Here is a 19885-nt window from a genome sequence, read left to right on the forward strand (position 1 = left end):
TAATTAGAAAAATCGGCTATGCCAACTGTCTTCAGCAGGAACTTCCCAATATTCATGCCATTCGCCCACTGTATTTACAAGATTATTAAATACGATGGTATTCGCTGAAACCGCTTTTTCCTTTGCCATTTTTTTAAATTCGATCAATGGCTTGTGTGCAATGTGCTCTCCTAATTTGAACGTAACATTCATTTTGTCCAGCAAGTCGATCTCGTATCTTTTCTCCAGATCCTGAATGAACTGCACTGAGGCATCGATAGAACAGCCAGTCGCTGGTTGCGTTTCCTGATTCACTGCTATAATAATAAAACGGTTATATCTGAGTTGGTAAGAAGCTTCCAAAGGTTTTCCGTGTGCCGCCCAGTTTTCCAGGAATGCTTTCAGATCAGCTTCGATTTCATTCATCTCATCATCAGAAAGTTTTCTGTTGGATTGGTAAATCCATATTTTGGATTCGTCCGGTAAAGTATCAAATGGTACGTACATTATGTTACGGATTATTAAGTTTGGATTTAGAGATCTTTTGCATTGGCAATTAGTTCCGCTACATCCATCACTTTGATTTCGTGTTCTTTGTTTTTATTTTTCACTCCGTCGGTCATCATTGTATTACAGAACGGGCATCCTGCAGCAATAATTTCCGGTTGTGTTTCAAGCGCATCTTCAGTTCGTTCTACATTCACATCTTTAGTACCCGGTTCCGGTTCTTTGAACATTTGGGCACCACCGGCACCACAGCATAATCCATTTTTACGGGAACGTTTCATTTCCACCAATTCGGCATCAAGTTTCTGGATCAGTTCTCTTGGAGCTTCATACACATTATTGGCCCTACCCAAATAACAAGGATCGTGGAATGTAATACGCTTTCCTTTGAATTGTCCTCCTTCAATCGCCAACCTTCCATCGTCTAATAAGGATTTTAGAAATTCGGTATGGTGTACAACTTCGTATTTCCCGCCCAATTCCGGATATTCATTCTTAATAGTATTAAAACAATGCGGACAGGCAGTTACTATTTTTTTTACTTCATAGGCATTCATGACCTCGATATTCATCATGGCCTGCATCTGAAATAAAAACTCATTACCTGCTCTTTTTGCAGGATCTCCGGTACAGCTTTCTTCCGTCCCCAATACTGCAAAAGGCACTTTGGATTCGTTTAATATTTTTACAAAAGCTTTGGTGATTCTTTTGGCTCTGTCATCAAAACTTCCAGCACAGCCTACCCAGAATAAAACTTCCGGTTGCTGTCCCTGTGCCATCATTTCTGCCATTGTAGGCACTACTAAACTTTCTGACATATGTTTTTTATAAGTTGCCGCTCATTATAAGTAGGATGAGTTGCAGAATTGTTCGTTATAATTCTTGAATTTGACTTTTAATTATTCATGGTTTCCATCATCGAAAACCTGAATTGTCACATCTTTATCTACAAGATCTGTAAACTTACCTCTGTAGCGTGTTGCTTTTACCAAATGATTATCAATCCAATGGTAATTTCCACCTCTTGGTTTGCCCATTAGCATACCATGATATTTAAATCCGTGTTTTTTCAACCACTCTTCCGTGATGGCACGATGTGCTTCAGTCCTGGAAGTGAAAAAGAAAATAATATGACCTTCATCATACCATTTGTTCAGGGTAATTTGTGCATCAGGATATACTGCCGCTGTAGCCATTCTTTCCGGCTCTTCGTTTGGGATATCATCACAAATAGTTCCATCTATATCTATAAGATAATTTTTAATTCCCTCAGGCAATACGGGACTGATTGCTTCTCCGTTTTCTGTTGCTGCCTGTAAATTCTTATCTATATCTTCTGCTTTCATTGTTGTGTTATTCTAGTAGTTAGGTGTTTTATATGTTATGTTTTACTCGTCTTTCCAGTTGAGGCGGTCCATTTGGTTGTATTGCCATGGTGCTCCATTGTTTTCAATATTGGTCATCATATTGTTCAGCTCTGTTGGTGCGGCACTTTGCTCCATTACTAAGTAGCGGCGCATGTCAATAATGATGGAAAGCGGGCTGATATTAACCGGACATTCTTCTACACAGGCATTACAGGAGGTACAGGCCCATAATTCTTCAGCTGTAATATAATCGTTCAGCAATGTTTTACCATCTTCAACAAAAGTACCTTTGTTTTTATCAATGTTTTTACCGATCTCTTCCATACGATCACGGGTATCCATCATAATCTTTCGGGGCGATAATTTTTTACCGGTGATATTGGCTGGACAGGAAGAAGTACATCTTCCGCATTCCGTACACGTATAGGCATTTAGAAGCTGTACCCAGTTCAGGTCTGTAGCTTCACTTGCCCCAAATTTTGCCGGTACTGCATTTTCATCTACAGGTGCTGCAGCGAAAGGATCAGCATTAGGATCCATCATCAGTTTTACTTCAGTGGTCACCGATTCCAGATTATTGAATTTCCCCTGTGGATTCAGGTTGGCAAAATAAGTATTTGGAAACGCCAATAAAATATGCAGGTGTTTCGAAAAATACAGGTAATTCAGGAACAATAGTATTCCCGTGATGTGAAGCCACCAGGCAGCACGATCAATGATTTCAACACTATGATTGCTCATGCCGTCAAAAAGAGGCGCTATGAACTGGCTTATTGGGAAAGATCCTGCTTGTGTATAATGGGAATATCCTCCTGGTACATATTGCAAATGAAAATCTGCAGCATTCATCACCAGGAACAATGTCATCAATACCATTTCAAAATAGAGGATGATATTACCATCGCTTTTAGGCCAGCCTTTCAGGTCACCATGCACCAGTCTTTTTATTTTGATAATATTCCTGCGCAACCAAAAAACGATTACAGCGACCAATACTAAAAATGCAAGTATTTCAAAAGAACCAATTAATATATTATAGGTGACACCTAAAAAAGAAAATACACGGTGTGTTCCAAACAACCCATCAATTATAATTTCGAGTACTTCAATATTGATAATAATAAATCCTGCATAAACGACAATATGGAGTATTCCGGCTATTGGCCTTTTGACCATTTTTGATTGCCCTAAAGCAATCATTGCCATATTTTTCCAACGTTCTTTTGGATTATCATAACGATTTACAGCTGCTCCCAGCTTAATATTACGGATTAGTTTTTTTACATTGCTTGCAAAATAACCACCTCCGAGTATCAAAAGGACAGCAAATAAAATATTATCTAAATAACTCATATAAGTAATGGTGTTTCTATGGTAATTATTTTATAGTGTCTTTTTTAACCGTTTCATTGTATGGGGTTCCTTTTTTTCCAAAAACTGAAAAATGTACGTATCGTTTTGGATTGTTTTTAACATCTGCCAGCAGGAGCTCTAACTCTTTTGAAGCAGCATCAAGATTATTGTACATACTTTCATCTTTCAACAGTTTTCCAATAGAACCTTTTCCGGATTGTACATCATTGATCAACTTGTCTACATTTGCAAGTGTTTTCTCAAGATTACGTGCCGCTTGCCCAAGTTTCGCATTATTAAGGGAATCAGATAATGTTGCAAAATTACCGGACGCTTTATTCAGGTTAGCCATGGTACCATCGATATAATTTTTATTCCCTGAAATAATACTGTTCAGGCTTACAGAAGCCTTGTTGAACTGTTTCATCGTTTGGGTAAGTTCCTCAATGGTAATTCTGAGGTTCTCTTTGTTTTTGGCATCAAAAACAGTATTCATACTGGTCAGCAAACTGTCAGCAGTCACTACTGTAGCTTCAACTTTTGTTTGCAGTGGTGTAAGCTTATCGCCTACTACCGAAAGCATTCCTGGCTTCACACTACTGTTAAGATGATCTCCCGATACTGCTACGCTCGTATCTTTAAAATTAGGCAGGATTGCAATTTGTTTACCGCCAATAATACTCGGCTCATAAATAGTTGCAATACTTGATTTTGAAATAGGGAAGTCCGTTTTGACCTGAAGTTCCACTAAAAGTTTACCGTTTACATCCAAAGTGATACTCTCAACCTTACCGACTGTGAGTCCGTTGATGGTTACCGGAGCAGATGGGGCAAGCCCTTCCACTTCTTCATAAACTACATAAAATGTTTTATAGCTATTAAAAAGGTCTTTGCCTTTTAAGAAGCTGTAGCCCCAAATAAATAATAAAATGGAGGACAATACTAAAATTGCCGTTTTAATTTCTCTAGATATTTTCAAAGTTCTCGTGTTTTATTAACAAATGTAAATAAATGCAAATATAAAATAATTAATTTTGTGTTATAATTAATTATCGTAAAGCTTCCTGTATTGTTACTTTTTTGCCATTTTTGAAGGCAACAATAAAGGCACTGTCGTAGCCTTTTGCCTTTGCTTCTTTTAATTGATCTTTTGCAGCATCATAATTACCGGTCTCACCATACATATACTTGTATATTTTATTCTCCTGCTCTACACTAATGTTACCCAGTCCTTTAAAGTTACTGGCTACCGGTTCCAGTTTTTTTCCACTGGCTGCAATCTGTACTTTAAATACCACACCGTTTGACTCTGCTTTTTTAGGTGTTTCCCGCTCTTCTGCTTTTTTCTCCAGTTTTTTAGTTACCGGTTTTTCTACAATGGTTTCACCTCTGCTAATTGGTGCTGTTTCTCTTGGTGTATTTGTTTTTACAGAAGGCTTGTCTTTTTCTGCAACTTCAGGCACACCGCCATTTCCATAATATTCCTTTTTATATTTAATGATTGCGTCCGCAATAGATTTAGCAACTTTATCCTGCCCGTCTTCGGAATTCAGGTACTCTCCTTCCGGCTTGTACGAAATAAAACCTAATTCAATCAGGATGCTTGGCATTGCTGTTTTGTGCAGTACCCAAAAAGGAGCCTGCTTTACACCGCGGTTTTTACGTTCGAGATCATCTGTAAAATTAGCCTGTACGTTACTGGCCAGTGTAATGCTCTGGTCGATGTATTCTTCCTGCAACAGCATGAGCCCGATCATAGATTGTGGCGAATTGGGGTCAAAACCACCATATTTCATTTTATAGTCACTTTCTAACGTAATTACCGAGTTCTCCTTTTTAGCTACTTCAAGATTGGATGCATTCTTAGTAAGACCCATTACAAACGTTTCCGTACCATAAGCTACCTTTTTTACTTCCCCGTTACAGTGGATGGAAACAAAAAAATTAGCATCCGCTTTGTTGGCGATATTAGGGCGTTCGGTAAGCTCAATAAAAACATCTGTCTTACGGGTATAAATAACATCAATATTCCTGTCTTTTTCCAAAAGTTTCCCCACTTTCAATACGACACTCAGGGCAATATTTTTCTCGATAAAACCGTGGTAATTGGCTCCAAAATCTTTCCCTCCGTGACCCGCATCCAATACTACTTTAAATTTAGTATTGGATTGTCCGGAGACGGAGAGACTCACAATAGTGGCTAACACAGTTAAAGTGGTATAGAGTTTATTTTTTAAAGTCATATTTTAAAATGTTATTTTTAATATAGTATAGGTTATAATTTTTATAAATGCTTATTTTTGATGAAAAATATATGTAAGTTTGGCTCCACAAAATTAAGCCATATTTTTACAAAAATAGCATTTAAACCTTTGCGTACAAACTTATTTCATATCGTTTTAGCGGCTTTTTTCCTATTCTTAGGAAATGCCAATCTTTATTCCCAGGAAATCCCAAAACCAAGTAAAAGCATTGCTGCTGAAAAACAACCAGATAGCCTTACGATTACTCCTCAAGGCCTTATTATACCCGCAGATTCTACTGCTGTTAAAGACTCGTTAAAAGTCAAAAAACCGATTATTGAAGACCAAATCCGTCACAAAGCTAAGGACTATACAAAAATGGATCAGAAGAAAAAACTGACCACAATGTATAACGAAGCGGAAGTCTACTACCAAGATATCGAATTAAAAGCAGGAATTATTGTAATTAACTATGAAAAAAGTGAAGTATATGCCGGCCGGATTAAAGATTCCCTTGGAAATTATACCCAATTTCCTAATTTCAAACAGGGGAATAACACCGTAGAACCCGATTCGATCCGATTTAATTTTAAGACTAAAAAAGCATTGATCTGGAATTCCAGGACAGAACAAGGTGATATGAGAATAAAGGCTGAAGTCACGAAAAGAGAAAATGACTCGGTGTACTTCATGAAAAATTCCAGGTTTACTACTTCGAAAGATGTTGACAATCCGGAATATTATTTCCTCGCACGAAAGGTAAAATTCGTTCCCGGAAAGAAAGTTGTTGTCGGCCCTACCAATATGGTAATCGCTAACGTCCCTACCCCTCTTGGGCTTCCTTTTGCTTATTTTCCAATGTCGGAAGAGAGTGTGTCGGGTTTTATATTGCCAAGCCCGGGACAAAATAACAATCGGGGATACTTCCTTCAAAACGGTGGTTATTATTTTGCTTTAAGCAAAAATTATGACCTGGCAGTTATTGGTGATTATTATACTAATGGAAGTTACGGGCTTCGTTTTGAATCCAGTTATGCCAAGCGTTACAAATACCGGGGCAATGTGAATTTAAGGTACGAGAACCTTATCAACAGCGAAAGAGGCCTTCCCGATTATAACAAAACAAAAATTTACAACTTACAGTGGTCGCATTCTCAGGATACGAAATCCAGTCCAAGCTCCCGTTTTTCTGCTTCTGTCAATTTAGGAAGCAGCAAGTACTTCCAGCAGTCCATTAATCAGGTAAATACCGGCTCCAGGCTGAACAATACATTAAGTTCATCGGTATCCTATGCCAAAACATTTAATTCGATCCCACAGGTCAATGTTTCGTTAACAGCAACCCATTCCCAAAACACACAAACACAGCAGATTGATATGACGCTTCCCACATTGCAGGCCAGTGTGGATCGTATTTATCCATTTGCCCCAAAAGATGGAAGCAAAAGAGGATTAATCAAAAACATTAACTTTCAGTACAATTTAAATGCAAAGAACCAGATTCAGACTACTGACTCGCTTTTCTTTAAACCTGAAATGTTCCGTGATGCCAAAGTAGGATTCCAGCATTCTATTCCACTCAGTACCAACTTTAAAGTCTTCAAGCACTTTAGCGTGACTTCCGGAGCGAATTATAACGAGGTCTGGACGTTAAAAACGATCAGCAAAAGATATGATGCGGCACAAAACAAAGAAATAACAACGGATATTAATGGATTTGATGCCTACCGTACTTACAATTTCAATACCAGCATCAATACCATCATTTACGGTACGTTTAATTTTGGTGAAGATAAAAGAATCCAGGCCATTCGCCATTTAGTAAAACCTTCCATAGGGTATAGCTACGCACCGGGTTTTGAAAAATACTTCGATACCTACGCGATTGATGCCAGCGGAAGAACAGCGGAATACACCCGATTTGCCAATGGTGTTTACGGTGGGCCTTCAAAAAATAATTCCAATCTTTTAACCTTCGAGTTAAACAATACTTTCGAAGCTAAAGTCACTGATAAAGACAGTACTAAAACGGCTCCTAAAAAGGTAATGCTGCTGAACAGTTTGCGTTTTGCGACCAGCTATGACATGACAGCCGATTCATTGCCATGGTCACCTTTACGAATCAGTGGTGGAACCCTGCTCTTTAAAGACAAGATGAACATTAACTTCGCGGTAACCCTGGATCCTTATGCTTTGGATAATTCTAATCGAAAAATCGAAAAATTCAATATCGACAATGGCGGTAGCTTGTTCCGAATGACCAGTGCCAATTTAACCATGAATTACTCTTTGTCCAGTAAAGACAACAAAGCAGCAAAAAAGAACGAAGACCAGCTTTCCAATCAGGGATTGCGTAATGGTGGACGTGCCGATGACCTGTTTGGTACTTCTACCGATTTCAGTAACCAGAAGAGCCAGTTCGAAGACGACGATGATGAGGAAGAATCAGAGTTTAAAGGCTTCTTTAATGCTGAAATCCCCTGGGACCTGCGCCTTGCCTATTCCCTTACCTATGGAAATATGACACGACAAAATAAGATTACGGGGAATTCGATAATGGTCTCCGGAAATATTGATTTAACACCGCGATGGAAAATGGGTGTTTCGACCGGATACGATTTTGTCCAGAAAGGTGTTACTTTTACACAGCTCCGGTTTGAAAGGGATCTCTTAAGCTGGCGCATGGACTTTAACTGGGTTCCTATTGGGGATTATTCCTACTGGGGATTCTTTATCGGAATCAAATCCGGGATGCTTAGTGATATCAAATGGGATAAACGAAGCACTCCTGACCAACGTATCCGCTAACCAGAATACTACAATTAATACTCATATTATCATGAAAAAAATTATTCATACAACAAATGCTCCGGCACCTATCGGGCCATACAACCAGGCAGTTTTAGTAGATGGTACTTTGTACATCTCCGGGCAAATTGCGTTACATCCCGCTACCGGCGAATTGGTTAACGACTCTATAGAAACGGAAACCAAACAGGTAATGGAAAATATGAAAGCGGTATTGGAAGCTGCAGACATGACTTTTCTGGATGTCGTAAAGACAACAATTTTTATCATGGACATGAATGATTTTGCTAAAATAAATACGGTTTACGGCAGTTATTTCGACGAAAAAACCGCTCCTGCAAGAGAAACGGTTCAGGTGGCAGGTTTGCCAAAAAACGTAAATGTAGAAATTTCTATGATTGCTGTGAAATAGCTTTCAGCAATAATTCGGCCGTAGCATAATTCGTTGCTAACGGCACATTATGGACATCACACACACGAATCAGCATATTAATATCTACTTCGTGTGCGTGGTTGGCCAAAGGATCTTTAAAGAAAATAACCATCTGGGTTTTTCCCTCTGCAACTCTTGCTGCGATCTGCGCATCACCCCCCATAGGACCGGAAAGCATTTTTGTCACTTCAAAACCGGCTCTTTCCGCTTTACTTCCCGTTGTTCCGGTAGCAATCAGCGTTATGCCTTCCGCAATGAGTATATCCCTATGCTTGTTTAAAAACTGAACCATGTCTGCTTTCATTCCATCGTGGGCAATTATCGCTATTTCCATAGGGGTATCTTTATAAAAGATTATTTTTTATTTACAGTATGGTATTCAATCAGTCCATCAATAGGGCGTCGTAATACATTCCCCAATTGCAGTCCGTTACGATCCAATACCACTTTCAATTCTTCTTTAAGGTAGAATGCAATAGAACCTACAAAATGCACTTTTACTTCAGCACAATTATCATATTGACGAATGTAGTTTTCTACGAAAGTTTCCATCGCATCAAAAATGATCGTTTGGAAAAAAGGTTCATTTTTATTTTGGATCAGGAATTTCGCAAATGTAGCGAGGTACGCATTTGGATTTGGTTGTTTGTACAAATGGTTTTTGATCACATCCGGGTCCATATCATATTCCTTACCAAACTTCTCCGCTAAATGTTTTGGCATTTTACCAAAATAGTACGAACGTACCAATTGTCGTCCAAAACGATTTCCGGAACAATCATCCATAGCAATATAGCCCAAAGACTGTACTTTCTGATGCAATTCTTCCCCGTCAAAAAAGCTACAGTTTGAACCGGTTCCTAAAATAGAAATAATAGCGGGTTCATTGTGTGGGTTAGTCGCGTAAGCTGCTGCATAAGTATCTTCTTTCACGCTAATTTCAGCATTTGGAAAAAACTCCTTAAAAGTTTCAGCCAACGCATTTTTCATACGATCGGTTCCACAACCGGCACCATAAAAATATAAGTGCGAAACCTGATTTCTATTGTGGTAGATATCGAAACGGTCTTCCAATCGCTCGATTACTTCCTTTTTTTCTAAAACTTCTGGGTTTAACCCCAATGACTGCGTTGTGAAAAGTCTGTTTCCATTATCATCTAAAGCAATCCAATCGGCTTTCGTAGAGCCACTGTCAACAAGTAGGATCATATTTTGTGTGTACTATCTCAATAATTGCAGTTTTACGCTGCTTCCCAAACGAAGGAAAGTATGGCTGCAGGGCGATGGTGCTCAATCCGGACGTTTGCGCAGTGGGATAGCTATCCCGACACATAACGCTTTTTAAAATACCCTTGCGGTCTGCTCTGAAACTTACTTTTATTTAACGATATATTAATATTTAAAAAAATTATAAAAAAATCCCGCTATGCATTAGTCATACATAGCGGGATTGGGAAATTATTATTTCAAGTTAGCGATATGAACCGATAAATCAATTAATTTACTGGAATAACCATATTCGTTATCATACCAGGATACTACTTTAAAGAATGTGGAGTTCAGACCGATACCGGCTTTAGCATCTACAATAGAAGTTCTGGAATCAGATACGAAATCCTGAGATACAACATCATCTTCTGTAAATCCTAAAATTCCTTTCAGGTTGGTTTCTGATTCTTTTTTCAAAACAGCCATGATAGCCTCATAGGTAGTTTCTTTGGCTAATTTTACCGTTAAATCTACTACAGAAACGTCAGCGGTTGGTACACGCATTGACATTCCCGTTAATTTACCGTTTAATTCAGGAATTACTTTTCCAACGGCTTTAGCAGCACCTGTAGAAGCAGGAATGATATTCAATAAAGCAGCACGTCCACCACGGAAATCTTTTCTTGATGGTCCGTCAACAGTCAATTGTGTAGCTGTAGTTGCATGGATCGTAGTCATAAGCCCTTCAACGATACCAAAGTGGTCATTGATTACTTTGGCCAATGGTGCAAGACAGTTTGTAGTACAGGAAGCATTAGAAACGATAGTATCAGCCGCTGTAGCTTTAGTATGGTTTACTCCCATAACAAACATAGGTGCATCTGCAGATGGCGCAGAAATTACTACTTTTTTAGCCCCACCTTTAATGTGTGATTGTGCTGTTTCCAGTGTGGTAAAAATACCCGTGCATTCTGCTACTACATCTACACCTACTTCATCCCATTTTAGGGTTGCAGGATCTTTCTCAGCAGTAACACGAATGTGTTTATCATTTACAAATAATTTACCGTCTTTTACTGCTACAGTACCAGCGAAACGCCCGTGAACTGAATCATATTTCAATAGGTAAGCCAGGTGGTCTACATCCAATAAATCATTGATTGCTACAACTTCTACATTATCTCTGTTGAATGTTTCTCTGAATACAATTCTTCCAATTCTACCGAAACCGTTTATTCCTAATTTTACTTTTGACATTTTTATGTTATTTAATTTTATGATTTGATTTAAAGTGAATGCGTGATCTGATGGATTAAGTTGACATTATATCAGAAACGCGCAATAATTCCCTGTCGATTTCGCTATGACCTTTCACAGCTTGCTCCAGCGGAGTGAGCACAACTTCATCTTTGATGAGTCCTGCCATATAGTTGCTTTTACCAGCAATAAGGGACTCTACAGCCTTTACGCCTAAACGACTGGCCAATACACGGTCAAAACAACTTGGTGCACCACCGCGCTGCATATGCCCTAATACCGATACCCTAACGTCGTATTCCGGAAGGTTTTCTTCTACATAATCTTTCAGTTCAAAAACGTTTTTACCCATTTTATCCCCTTCAGCGATTACTACAATACTGGATGATTTTCCAGAAGCTTTACTTTTTTGAAGTGATTCCAGCAAACGGTCCAGTCCCAAATCCTCTTCAGGAATCAGTATTTCCTCTGCTCCTGCACCAATTCCGGCATTCAGTGCAATGTGTCCTGCATCACGCCCCATAACTTCCACAAAGAAAAGTCGGTTGTGTGAACTCGCGGTATCCCTGATTTTATCAATTGCTTCCACCACAGTATTCAGTGCTGTATCATAGCCAAGCGTATGGCTTGTTCCAAAGATATCATTATCGATAGTACCCGGAATTCCAATTACCGGAAACCCATATTCTTTATTGAAGACCAAACCTCCGGTAAAACTTCCGTCACCTCCAATTACTACCAAAGAATCAATCCCGGCTTTCTGTAGGTTATCGAATGCTTTTTTCCTTCCTTCTGGTGTCATGAATTCTTTTGAACGGGCAGATTTCAAAATCGTCCCTCCTTTATTCACAATGTTATTTACACTTCGGGGACCCATTTCTTTGAAATCACCTTCAATCATTCCCTGGTAACCTCTGTAAATTCCTATACATTCGATATTATGGAATGCACAGGTTCTGACCACGGATCTGATGGCAGCATTCATACCCGGAGCATCACCTCCTGATGTTAAAACGCCAATTTTTTTAATTTTTCCGGACATTATTTTTGTATTTGATTGTAAATTTAAGAAACATATGCCATTATCAATTATCAATTTACGGTAAATTAATACACCGTCGGCAATTCAAACGATTTCGTTAATAAGTTTTATTTTAAAATGACTTTTCTAAGCGTCAATAAAGGGACATAAAATAGAATATGATGGTATAAAACGGAAAAAGCTTTCAAAAGTATAATTTTGAAAGCTTAATTTTATCAATCCTATAATTATGGATTTGGTATTAGTCTACTTCAGGCACTCTTTCGACCTGGTGCTTCGGTTTTTTGACATTTTTCTTTTTATCCCGTTTTTCAATAAATTTAATATACTCTGGAGAAAAGTCCGAATCCGGGATTTCCGTGGCAGAACCCTTTTGCTGCTTTAACTTTTCACTGTTGAATATTTTGGTTAGGAATTCCCGGAAAGTATCAAAGCTCATTTCCCACGAAAGCCCTACCCCTTGGGTATATCCAATGTTTTCACCAAAATAGTTAATATCATTTTCACGATTAAAGACACGGGCATTCAGCGTCCGGTCTTCATTGAGTCGCAGCAATACTTCTACATTACCTACAATTACCGTTTCGGTAGCACCACCAACCGGTACTCCTAACTTCCCATTGATCGTTATATCTTCATTGATCTGGGTTGTAATATTCAATCCTACCCTGCCATCAGTTACCGCATTCGGATTTCGGTCGGCCTGTTGGTAATCTACCCCAACATTAAATTTACCATCCTGGTCTGCAAAAATATCAGAAAAAATACCACTGGCACGTTCCAGCAAACTACCCGTTACAGCATTTTCACCAGAATCGGTATTGCTCAGGAAGCTTCCGGAAGCAAGCAAATACAACGCCTGTGTCTGGCGCGTATCCCGATCATCCAGCTTGTATTGTATTTCCGATTTCAATACCGAACTTACATTCGGGAAGTTAATCGCGAAATCCAGCGTAGGCTGCATCAGCTGATCGGTTAATTTAATCGATACTTCTACAGGGATTTTACGGTTAAAGGAAAGGTTATCCAATAATACCGCAGGGTTAGCCTGTGTTTTATATATGGCTTCAATATTAATGATTGCACGGGTCGGATCCCCTTCCCAGTTGATGGAACCGCCATTTTTTACCTCAAAACGCTTATCGATGATTCCACCATATTTGAAGTTATAATACCCTTTATTGGCAATAAAGTTACCCCACATATTGAATTTACCCAGCGTATTGATATCTAACAATATCGTTCCAAAACCCTGCCCCTTAATCCCATGGCCCGTATTCTTATCGATAATGATTTCAATTTCAGCTTCCGGGGTAATGTCCAGGTTGAATTTCAGTTCCAATCCGGAGTTATTGATTTCAGAAGCGATTGCATTTTTATCTTTATTGTATTTTTCTTTAGGGCTGATAAAATGGATGTACGGCGTACTGCCCACCGCCCGGGCGCTGTTTACCGGAATTTTAATCGCCGTTCCTTTAAGCGAAGTGGCTTCAACTTCAATCAGCAATCCTTTTGTAGGCCCTTTTATGGTTGCGCCTCCCTTTATAATAGCAGTTCCATAGTAAATAGCATCATCAGAATCTTTCGAATCCAATACCAACAAACGATCTGACTGAATGTTCAGGTCCAAAATCCAGTTTGTAAAATGCTTGTGTCGTATTACACCGTCCAGGATCCCTGAAGTTCCCATCTTGGTATCGGTCATCCGCATTCTACGCAAAGAAATTTCACTTTCGGTCAGGTCGACCACTACGTCTTTATCAAATTCATAATCCACATTCAGGTAAGGAATCGTCATACCCGTTTTTTGAAGATACAGCCTTCCATCAACTTCCAGGTTTTTCACCGGGCCTTGTATATTGGCCCTTCCCGAAGCATAACCCCGGATATTCGAGATCACCGAACCTCCAAAAGAACTAAAAGCAGAAAGGTCGAGCTTATCCATCTTTACATCCAGGTCCAGATTGGTTTCCTTATTGACGATCTGTAAGCCTCCTTTGGCCGAAAACGTTTCTTCATCATTCTTTTCCAGCGTACTGGAGATATTAAAACGACGCAAAGATTCATCTCCGGTAACATCCACCATCAGGTTCCCCAGTTCGGTTTTATTGAGTTTTAAATCCTGTACCCGCAAAGAAGAAGTGGGCTGGTATACATTTTTATCCTGCTTGAAATTAATCATCCCCCGCAGTACACCATCCACTTTTAAGCTATCAATAGTAGGCACCACCTTAGAGAGGTCGACATCATTAAAATTCAGGCTAATATCTTTATAGGTAGAATCCCGCAGTACTCCCATCAGTTCTATGTTCTGGTTTTCGTGCGACATGATAATTTTATCAATCGAGAAGTCAGTCAGTTTTTTATTGAATACAATTTTATTATCCCCGGTATCTTTTTCATTCAGGAACCATAAATAGTTTTTAAAGTTCACCTCCGATTTTTTAAACCCAACAACCGATTTATTATCCTTATCAATCGTATGGTAGAGATTTAAGTTGTAATAATCCTTGTTCTCATTTCCTCCTTTAAATTCGGTACGGACAAATAAGGTATCATTACTTTTAATGTTGATGGAGCTGAACTCTGATATCTTATAATATTTTGTACGAACACTATCCATCTCGATATAAGCATCAAAAAGCGGATTCTTATTATCGACCTTAATCTGGATGTTATTGAAGTAATTCTCAAACGCAACAATATTGGGCGAATTGAAATTAAACTTAAATTCTCCAGCATCTGAATTTATGGTACCACTAACAGCCGTATTCGTCCCAACTTTAATCTCCGGATAAAAGATCTCTATAATTTTATTGTAAATGGTAAAATTGAACTTCATGAACTGGTCGGGCTCTACCTTATTTGGAGAATAATTGGCATACAAACTACCCAAAGCATTTTCTACCAGTTTTTGTACTTCTTTAAATTTATATTTCCCTACCAACTGCCCTTCTATAATATCCGGGGAGTTAATCGTAATGGTACGTACACGATCCGCATCAAAAAGCGATTCAATCGTAAAATCCTCAAAAAAGTAAGTATCCCTATTATTCTGATACGAAGTTTGCGCAATCGTCAGTTTACCCGCAACATTCTCAAGGGTATTCCCTTCTGCTTTCAGGTCCAGGTCCCCTTTAAAGATCGCGATACTGTCTTTCTTGATAAAATTAAGCTCATGCAAATCGGCATAATCCACAGTCGCGTGGAAATCATATCGTTTTTCCTTTTTGCTCAAATCAATCAATCCATTAAAGGACAACAATAAATTAGGGTCATTCACATCGATACGCCCTTCATAGATTGGCATTTTCATGTGTCCGTTTACGGTAATGTTCCTATAATTGTATTTGTTATAATACACACTCTTAACAGTTCCTACAACAGCGGTGTTCAGGTATTTTTCAGTAAAACCTTTACCGTCTACATCTAAGTTCAGTGTCACCTTACCCAAACCGTTTTGATTCAGCATCTTGCCAGCATCAAAATTATCCAGGATTACCTTTCCTTTATAGGTAGCATTATCAATGTTATTAATATTAGTCATCACCATTTCTGCAGACAGGTTCCCCAACTGGGTTACCATTTTCAGGTTGGCATCAATACTGGTTTTCGTTATCTCCGCAAGCCCCGATAAATTAAACTGACCCAATTTTTGAAAAGAACTTGGTAATTTATTCCCCAACACATTCGGAAGTATCCCGATCAGATCCTTGTAATTTGAATTTACTTTCTCAAATTTCCCTCCAATATAAAACAGGTTTTTGTCCGGATTCAGCAGGTTTTTAAAATGCACATCCCCTTTTATTTCCGATCCGCGCTCATCGATCAGGTGCAAATTATGCGTATACAGGTTGTTTAATGTCCCTTTGGCATGCGTTTTAAGCGCAAACTTTTTATTTTTCCCAAATTCATTGTAGAAAAAATTCAAATCATTAGTCGCTACAGAAGCCGTATCTAATTTAATATCAAGGTCTACTTTATTAATAAAATCGGCCATTCCGCCTACTTTATATTTCATTGTGATATTCCCTTTTAACAATGAATTGCTGGTGGTAGCATCCAGGTCTTTCAGTACTATTTTTTCATTAGAATAGTACATGGTGGTTTTTAAGTTTTCTACAAAAATCCCCCTGTGGTCCTGGAAGGATAATTTTTCAATATCAGAATTGATTTCGCTTCCCTTAATTTTAAAATTATGGAGCGTCGCATTCATTTTTGTAAAATCAACACTCTTAGGCGTATGTGCATCTTCATTGATGACACGAAAGTGCCCGGAAGTCAAATAAATATTGGTGGCCTGAAGTTCAAACGGCTTCTTTGATTTCGGCTTGTCATTTTCAAATAGCTTGACAAAAACATTAATATTGGATTCATGTTCCCCTTTGTAGTTTTTAAGGTAAAATTTGAGGGAGTCCGCACGGATATCGCCAAAATGAAGATCGCCATTCGTTAGTTTTCGAAAATTAAGGATATTTGTTTTTAACCGATTGGCATAAATTAAAGTATCTTTGTGGTGATCTCTGATCAAAACTTTTTTTAATTTGACACCTCCAAAAACGCTGATAGCCACCTGGTCGACACTAATGTCGGTTTTGAAGTCTTCATTCAGTGTATCAGTTACATAGTGCGCAATTTTTGTCTGCACAAAAGGTAATGAAAGTGCAATTCCTAAAAGCAGGAGCAGGATAATGAGTCCTATAATAATCCGAAATAGTATTTTTAGAAATTTTTTGATACTCTGAAATGTTTTAAATTTGTCAAATATAATTCAAAATTTGCGTCTGTCTATGGGAAATCTGCCCATTTTTATCTTAGCTATCGAAAGTTCTTGTGACGACACTGCCGCTGCAGTATTGAAGAACGATAAAATCCTGTCTAATATTGTTGCCAACCAGAGCATACACAACGAATATGGTGGTGTTGTACCGGAATTGGCTTCCCGTGCCCACCAGCAAAATATTGTCCCGGTTATCGATATGGCATTACGAAAAGCCAACATCAATAAGGACCAGCTTGATGCTATTGCCTTCACGCAGGGCCCGGGCCTGATGGGATCGCTATTGGTCGGAAGTTCTTTTGCCAAATCCCTGGCTTTAGCACTGGATATCCCATTAATTGCCGTTAACCACATGCATGCCCATATATTGGCGCACTTTATTGATGAAGAAGGTTTTGATAAACCGGAATTTCCTTTCCTGGCCCTGACTATTAGTGGTGGCCACACACAAATCATTCAGGTAAATGGTTTTTTTGATATGAAAATTATTGGGGAGACTACAGATGATGCTGTTGGTGAAGCTTTTGACAAGAGCGCTAAAATCCTTGGCCTGCCTTATCCTGGCGGTCCTTTGATCGATAAATATGCCCAATTAGGAAATCCAAAAGCATTTCCATTTACAAAACCAAAAGTACCCGGTCTTGATTTTAGCTTCAGTGGCCTAAAAACACAAATTCTTTATTTTGTCCAAAAGAATGTAGCTTTGAATCCTGATTTTATTGCCGAAAATAGAAATGATATCTGTGCTTCCATTCAGTATACGATCGTACAAATTCTATTGGATAAACTAAAATTAGCCGTTGCACAAACCGGAATTCATCAGATCGCCATAGGTGGTGGTGTTTCTGCCAATACCGGCATACGACAGGCAATCAAAGACGGAGAGAAAAAGTACAACTGGAAGTCCTTTATTCCAAAATTTGAATACACCACCGATAATGCTGCTATGATTGGAATTGCAGGTTATCAAAAGTTCTTAGTCCATAATTTTGAAAATGCTGCTGTAGTCTCTAAAGCACGAATTGAATTTTAACATGCAATTATTTTATAATCCTGATATTACACCCAGTAGCGATGAATTTTCTTTTGACAAGGAAGAAAGCCGTCATATTGTTAAAGTTTTACGCAAAAAAGAAGGCGATACACTTCATGTAACCAATGGCTTAGGTTTTTTATTTACCACCAAAATCATTATGGGATCTGAACGTAAATGTACCGTAAAAATCATTGCTTCTGAAGAAAAAGAAAAACCGGGGTATCACCTGCATCTTGCAGTCGCCCCTACCAAAATGAATGATCGTTTTGAATGGTTCCTTGAAAAAGCTACTGAAATGGGAATTCAGGAGATCACTCCTGTAATTTGTGATCACTCGGAAAGGAAGTTTATCAAAGAAGAACGATTCGATAAGATCCTACAGGCCGCAATGAAACAATCGTTACAGTGTTACCTGCCAAAACTCAATCCTCCTGTCGCTTTCGCTCATTTTATAGAAGCGCCCCAGAAAGGCATGAAATGTATTGCGCACTGTGAAGAGACCGATAAAAAGCTGCTAAAAGACATTTTAAAACCCAAACAGGATATCCTGATCCTGATAGGCCCGGAAGGCGATTTTTCTGAAAAAGAAATTCAAAAAGCGCTACAATTAGAGTATATCCCCGTTTCTTTAGGAAATACCAGGTTACGTACTGAAACGGCTGCAGTTGTAGCATGCCATAGTGTTGTTTTTACAAATGAAGTCTAAATAGTATCCCCCGTATGAGAAAAATCATAGGCCTGCTCTTACTGATCTTATCCTGTAATGCTCATGCGCAGGAAATTGCTTTGGTGAAATATAATGGCGGTGGTGACTGGTATGGTAATCCGACCTCGTTGCCCAACCTGATTAAATTTTGCAATCAGAACATCCATACCCGCATCAAATCCAAGCCCGGAACTGTAGAGTTATCCAGCCCGGATTTATTATCCTATCCTTTTGTGCATCTCACAGGGCATGGCAATGTTTTTTTTAATGAATATGATGTAAACAACCTGAGAAATTACCTTACTGCCGGCGGTTTTCTTCATATTGATGATAACTACGGTATCGATACATACATCCGGAAAGAAATGAAAAAGGTGTTCCCGGGCAGTGATTTTGTAGAAATCCCGGCTACCCATGCCATATTCCAGAAACCCTATGCTTTTCCAGGTGGGCTGCCTAAAATACATGAGCATGATGGAAAAAGACCTCAGGCTTTTGGTATTTTTATTGGGGGGAAATTAGTGTGCCTTTACACGTATGAATGCGATCTTGGTGACGGATGGGAAGATGCTGAAGTTCATAATGATCCGGCAGCAGTACGCGAAAAAGCACTAAAGATGGGCGCCAATATCATCAATTATGTCTTTAATAACTAAGGAATGCAATTAGTCCACGAGCAGAATTTTTCCACCAAAACCCTTTTTCCAGTAGTAATTGTAAGTGATACCATCAGCTTTCTGGACAATATTGGTTCATTATTTCGGGCAGGAGATGCTTTTGGAGTGTCTAAAATATTTTTTTATGATGAAAATCCAGCATTCAACTACCGCAAAATACATAAGACATCCCGCAATACCCATAAAACGGTACCACACGAAGTTATAACCGACCGGAAAGAAATAATCCGAAGGCTACAGGAGGAAAATTATACTATTATAGCACTCGAAATTACCGCTACCAGCAAAGATTTACGAGACATCGAACTGAACAAAGACCAAAAAATAGCCTTAATTATTGGTAATGAAGTGCATGGCATCCAACAGGATTTTTTAGAAATTGCACACCAGACCGTCCATATCCAGATGCATGGTACCAACAGCAGCATGAATGTGGTTCAGGCAGCGGCTATTGCATTATATGAAATCATCAATCAAATTAAATAACT

Annotated in this window: 17 protein-coding genes; 6 read left to right on the plus strand and 11 right to left on the minus strand. The window is 38.7% G+C overall.

All coding sequences use genetic code 11. The features are described 5' to 3' along the window. Positions 1 to 3 precede the first annotated feature (3 nt). The 6 genes from FK004_RS14745 to FK004_RS14770 form a co-directional block, all read right to left on the minus strand. The gene (locus FK004_RS14745; protein ID WP_108737946.1) at positions 4 to 486 is read right to left on the minus strand and encodes an ABC transporter ATPase; all 483 of its coding nucleotides are present in this window, start codon (positions 484 to 486) and stop codon (positions 4 to 6) included. Between the two features lie 26 nt (positions 487 to 512). Then, positions 513 to 1304, minus strand: coding sequence for a (Fe-S)-binding protein (locus tag FK004_RS14750; RefSeq protein WP_108737947.1), 792 nt, complete (start codon positions 1302 to 1304; stop codon positions 513 to 515). An 81-nt stretch (positions 1305 to 1385) separates the two neighbouring features. Beyond that, positions 1386 to 1832, minus strand: a complete 447-nt coding sequence (locus FK004_RS14755) for an LNS2 domain-containing protein (RefSeq protein WP_108737948.1) — start codon at positions 1830 to 1832, stop codon at positions 1386 to 1388. 42 nt (positions 1833 to 1874) lie between these two features. Continuing rightward, a complete protein-coding gene (locus tag FK004_RS14760; RefSeq protein WP_108737949.1) occupies positions 1875 to 3206 on the minus strand; it encodes a 4Fe-4S dicluster domain-containing protein in 1332 nt (443 codons plus the stop codon). 25 nt (positions 3207 to 3231) lie between these two features. Then, on the minus strand, positions 3232 to 4185 hold the full coding sequence (locus FK004_RS14765; protein WP_108737950.1) for an MlaD family protein: 954 nt from the start codon (positions 4183 to 4185) through the stop codon (positions 3232 to 3234). A 70-nt stretch (positions 4186 to 4255) separates the two neighbouring features. Then, complete coding sequence (locus FK004_RS14770; RefSeq protein ID WP_108737951.1) at positions 4256 to 5449, minus strand: N-acetylmuramoyl-L-alanine amidase family protein; 1194 nt, start codon at positions 5447 to 5449, stop codon at positions 4256 to 4258. A gap of 129 nt (positions 5450 to 5578) precedes the next feature. Between FK004_RS14770 and FK004_RS14775 the strand changes: the two genes are divergently transcribed. Both FK004_RS14775 and FK004_RS14780 read left to right on the plus strand, forming a co-directional pair. Then, a complete protein-coding gene (locus FK004_RS14775) occupies positions 5579 to 8257 on the plus strand; it encodes a putative LPS assembly protein LptD (RefSeq protein ID WP_420358878.1) in 2679 nt (892 codons plus the stop codon). 31 nt (positions 8258 to 8288) lie between these two features. Then, the gene (locus tag FK004_RS14780; RefSeq protein ID WP_108737953.1) at positions 8289 to 8669 is read left to right on the plus strand and encodes a RidA family protein; all 381 of its coding nucleotides are present in this window, start codon (positions 8289 to 8291) and stop codon (positions 8667 to 8669) included. Here the strand turns inward: FK004_RS14780 and FK004_RS14785 are convergent. The 5 genes from FK004_RS14785 to FK004_RS14805 all read right to left on the minus strand — a co-directional run bounded on the left by FK004_RS14785 (position 8650) and on the right by FK004_RS14805 (position 16846). Beyond that, positions 8650 to 9024: a methylglyoxal synthase gene (locus FK004_RS14785; protein ID WP_108737954.1), complete on the minus strand. Its 375-nt coding sequence runs from the start codon at positions 9022 to 9024 to the stop codon at positions 8650 to 8652. The two genes, FK004_RS14780 and FK004_RS14785, sit on opposite strands and share 20 nt — an antisense overlap. A gap of 20 nt (positions 9025 to 9044) precedes the next feature. Then, positions 9045 to 9899 carry an N-acetylglucosamine kinase gene (locus FK004_RS14790; RefSeq protein ID WP_108737955.1) on the minus strand — a complete coding sequence of 285 codons (855 nt, stop codon included), beginning with the start codon at positions 9897 to 9899 and terminating at the stop codon, positions 9045 to 9047. A gap of 252 nt (positions 9900 to 10151) precedes the next feature. Continuing rightward, positions 10152 to 11156, minus strand: coding sequence for a type I glyceraldehyde-3-phosphate dehydrogenase (gap, locus tag FK004_RS14795; RefSeq protein WP_108737956.1), 1005 nt, complete (start codon positions 11154 to 11156; stop codon positions 10152 to 10154). 55 nt (positions 11157 to 11211) lie between these two features. Continuing rightward, positions 11212 to 12198, minus strand: coding sequence for a 6-phosphofructokinase (gene pfkA / locus FK004_RS14800; RefSeq protein WP_108737957.1), 987 nt, complete (start codon positions 12196 to 12198; stop codon positions 11212 to 11214). Positions 12199 to 12439: 241 nt separating this feature from the next. Then, a complete protein-coding gene (locus tag FK004_RS14805) occupies positions 12440 to 16846 on the minus strand; it encodes a translocation/assembly module TamB domain-containing protein (protein WP_227871617.1) in 4407 nt (1468 codons plus the stop codon). 142 nt (positions 16847 to 16988) lie between these two features. Between FK004_RS14805 and tsaD the strand changes: the two genes are divergently transcribed. The 4 genes from tsaD to FK004_RS14825 are packed head-to-tail and all read left to right on the plus strand — an operon-like array spanning position 16989 to position 19883. Continuing rightward, the gene (gene tsaD, locus FK004_RS14810) at positions 16989 to 18011 is read left to right on the plus strand and encodes a tRNA (adenosine(37)-N6)-threonylcarbamoyltransferase complex transferase subunit TsaD (RefSeq protein ID WP_108737959.1); all 1023 of its coding nucleotides are present in this window, start codon (positions 16989 to 16991) and stop codon (positions 18009 to 18011) included. A 1-nt stretch (position 18012) separates the two neighbouring features. Beyond that, a complete protein-coding gene (locus FK004_RS14815) occupies positions 18013 to 18720 on the plus strand; it encodes a 16S rRNA (uracil(1498)-N(3))-methyltransferase (protein WP_108737960.1) in 708 nt (235 codons plus the stop codon). Positions 18721 to 18734: 14 nt separating this feature from the next. Continuing rightward, on the plus strand, positions 18735 to 19376 hold the full coding sequence (locus FK004_RS14820) for a DUF4159 domain-containing protein (protein WP_108737961.1): 642 nt from the start codon (positions 18735 to 18737) through the stop codon (positions 19374 to 19376). A gap of 3 nt (positions 19377 to 19379) precedes the next feature. Next, positions 19380 to 19883 (plus strand): TrmH family RNA methyltransferase, encoded by a 504-nt coding sequence (locus FK004_RS14825; protein ID WP_108737962.1) that lies wholly within the window; start codon positions 19380 to 19382, stop codon positions 19881 to 19883. Positions 19884 to 19885 lie beyond the last annotated feature (2 nt).

It is taken from the genome of Flavobacterium kingsejongi (assembly GCF_003076475.1).
GTDB classification, from domain to species: domain Bacteria; phylum Bacteroidota; class Bacteroidia; order Flavobacteriales; family Flavobacteriaceae; genus Flavobacterium; species Flavobacterium kingsejongi.

Bases quoted from the DNA above. Each gene is read 5' to 3' on its own strand.
- FK004_RS14745 (WP_108737946.1), bottom strand. From the start codon at position 486: ATGTACGTACCATTTGATACTTTACCGGACGAATCCAAAATATGGATT.
- FK004_RS14750 (WP_108737947.1), bottom strand. From the start codon at position 1,304: ATGTCAGAAAGTTTAGTAGTGCCTACAATGGCAGAAATGATGGCACAG.
- FK004_RS14755 (WP_108737948.1), bottom strand. From the start codon at position 1,832: ATGAAAGCAGAAGATATAGATAAGAATTTACAGGCAGCAACAGAAAAC.
- FK004_RS14760 (WP_108737949.1), bottom strand. From the start codon at position 3,206: ATGAGTTATTTAGATAATATTTTATTTGCTGTCCTTTTGATACTCGGA.
- FK004_RS14770 (WP_108737951.1), bottom strand. From the start codon at position 5,449: ATGACTTTAAAAAATAAACTCTATACCACTTTAACTGTGTTAGCCACT.
- FK004_RS14780 (WP_108737953.1), top strand. From the start codon at position 8,289: ATGAAAAAAATTATTCATACAACAAATGCTCCGGCACCTATCGGGCCA.
- FK004_RS14785 (WP_108737954.1), bottom strand. From the start codon at position 9,024: ATGGAAATAGCGATAATTGCCCACGATGGAATGAAAGCAGACATGGTT.
- FK004_RS14790 (WP_108737955.1), bottom strand. From the start codon at position 9,899: ATGATCCTACTTGTTGACAGTGGCTCTACGAAAGCCGATTGGATTGCT.
- gap (WP_108737956.1), bottom strand. From the start codon at position 11,156: ATGTCAAAAGTAAAATTAGGAATAAACGGTTTCGGTAGAATTGGAAGA.
- pfkA (WP_108737957.1), bottom strand. From the start codon at position 12,198: ATGTCCGGAAAAATTAAAAAAATTGGCGTTTTAACATCAGGAGGTGAT.
- tsaD (WP_108737959.1), top strand. From the start codon at position 16,989: ATGGGAAATCTGCCCATTTTTATCTTAGCTATCGAAAGTTCTTGTGAC.
- FK004_RS14815 (WP_108737960.1), top strand. From the start codon at position 18,013: ATGCAATTATTTTATAATCCTGATATTACACCCAGTAGCGATGAATTT.
- FK004_RS14820 (WP_108737961.1), top strand. From the start codon at position 18,735: ATGAGAAAAATCATAGGCCTGCTCTTACTGATCTTATCCTGTAATGCT.
- FK004_RS14825 (WP_108737962.1), top strand. From the start codon at position 19,380: ATGCAATTAGTCCACGAGCAGAATTTTTCCACCAAAACCCTTTTTCCA.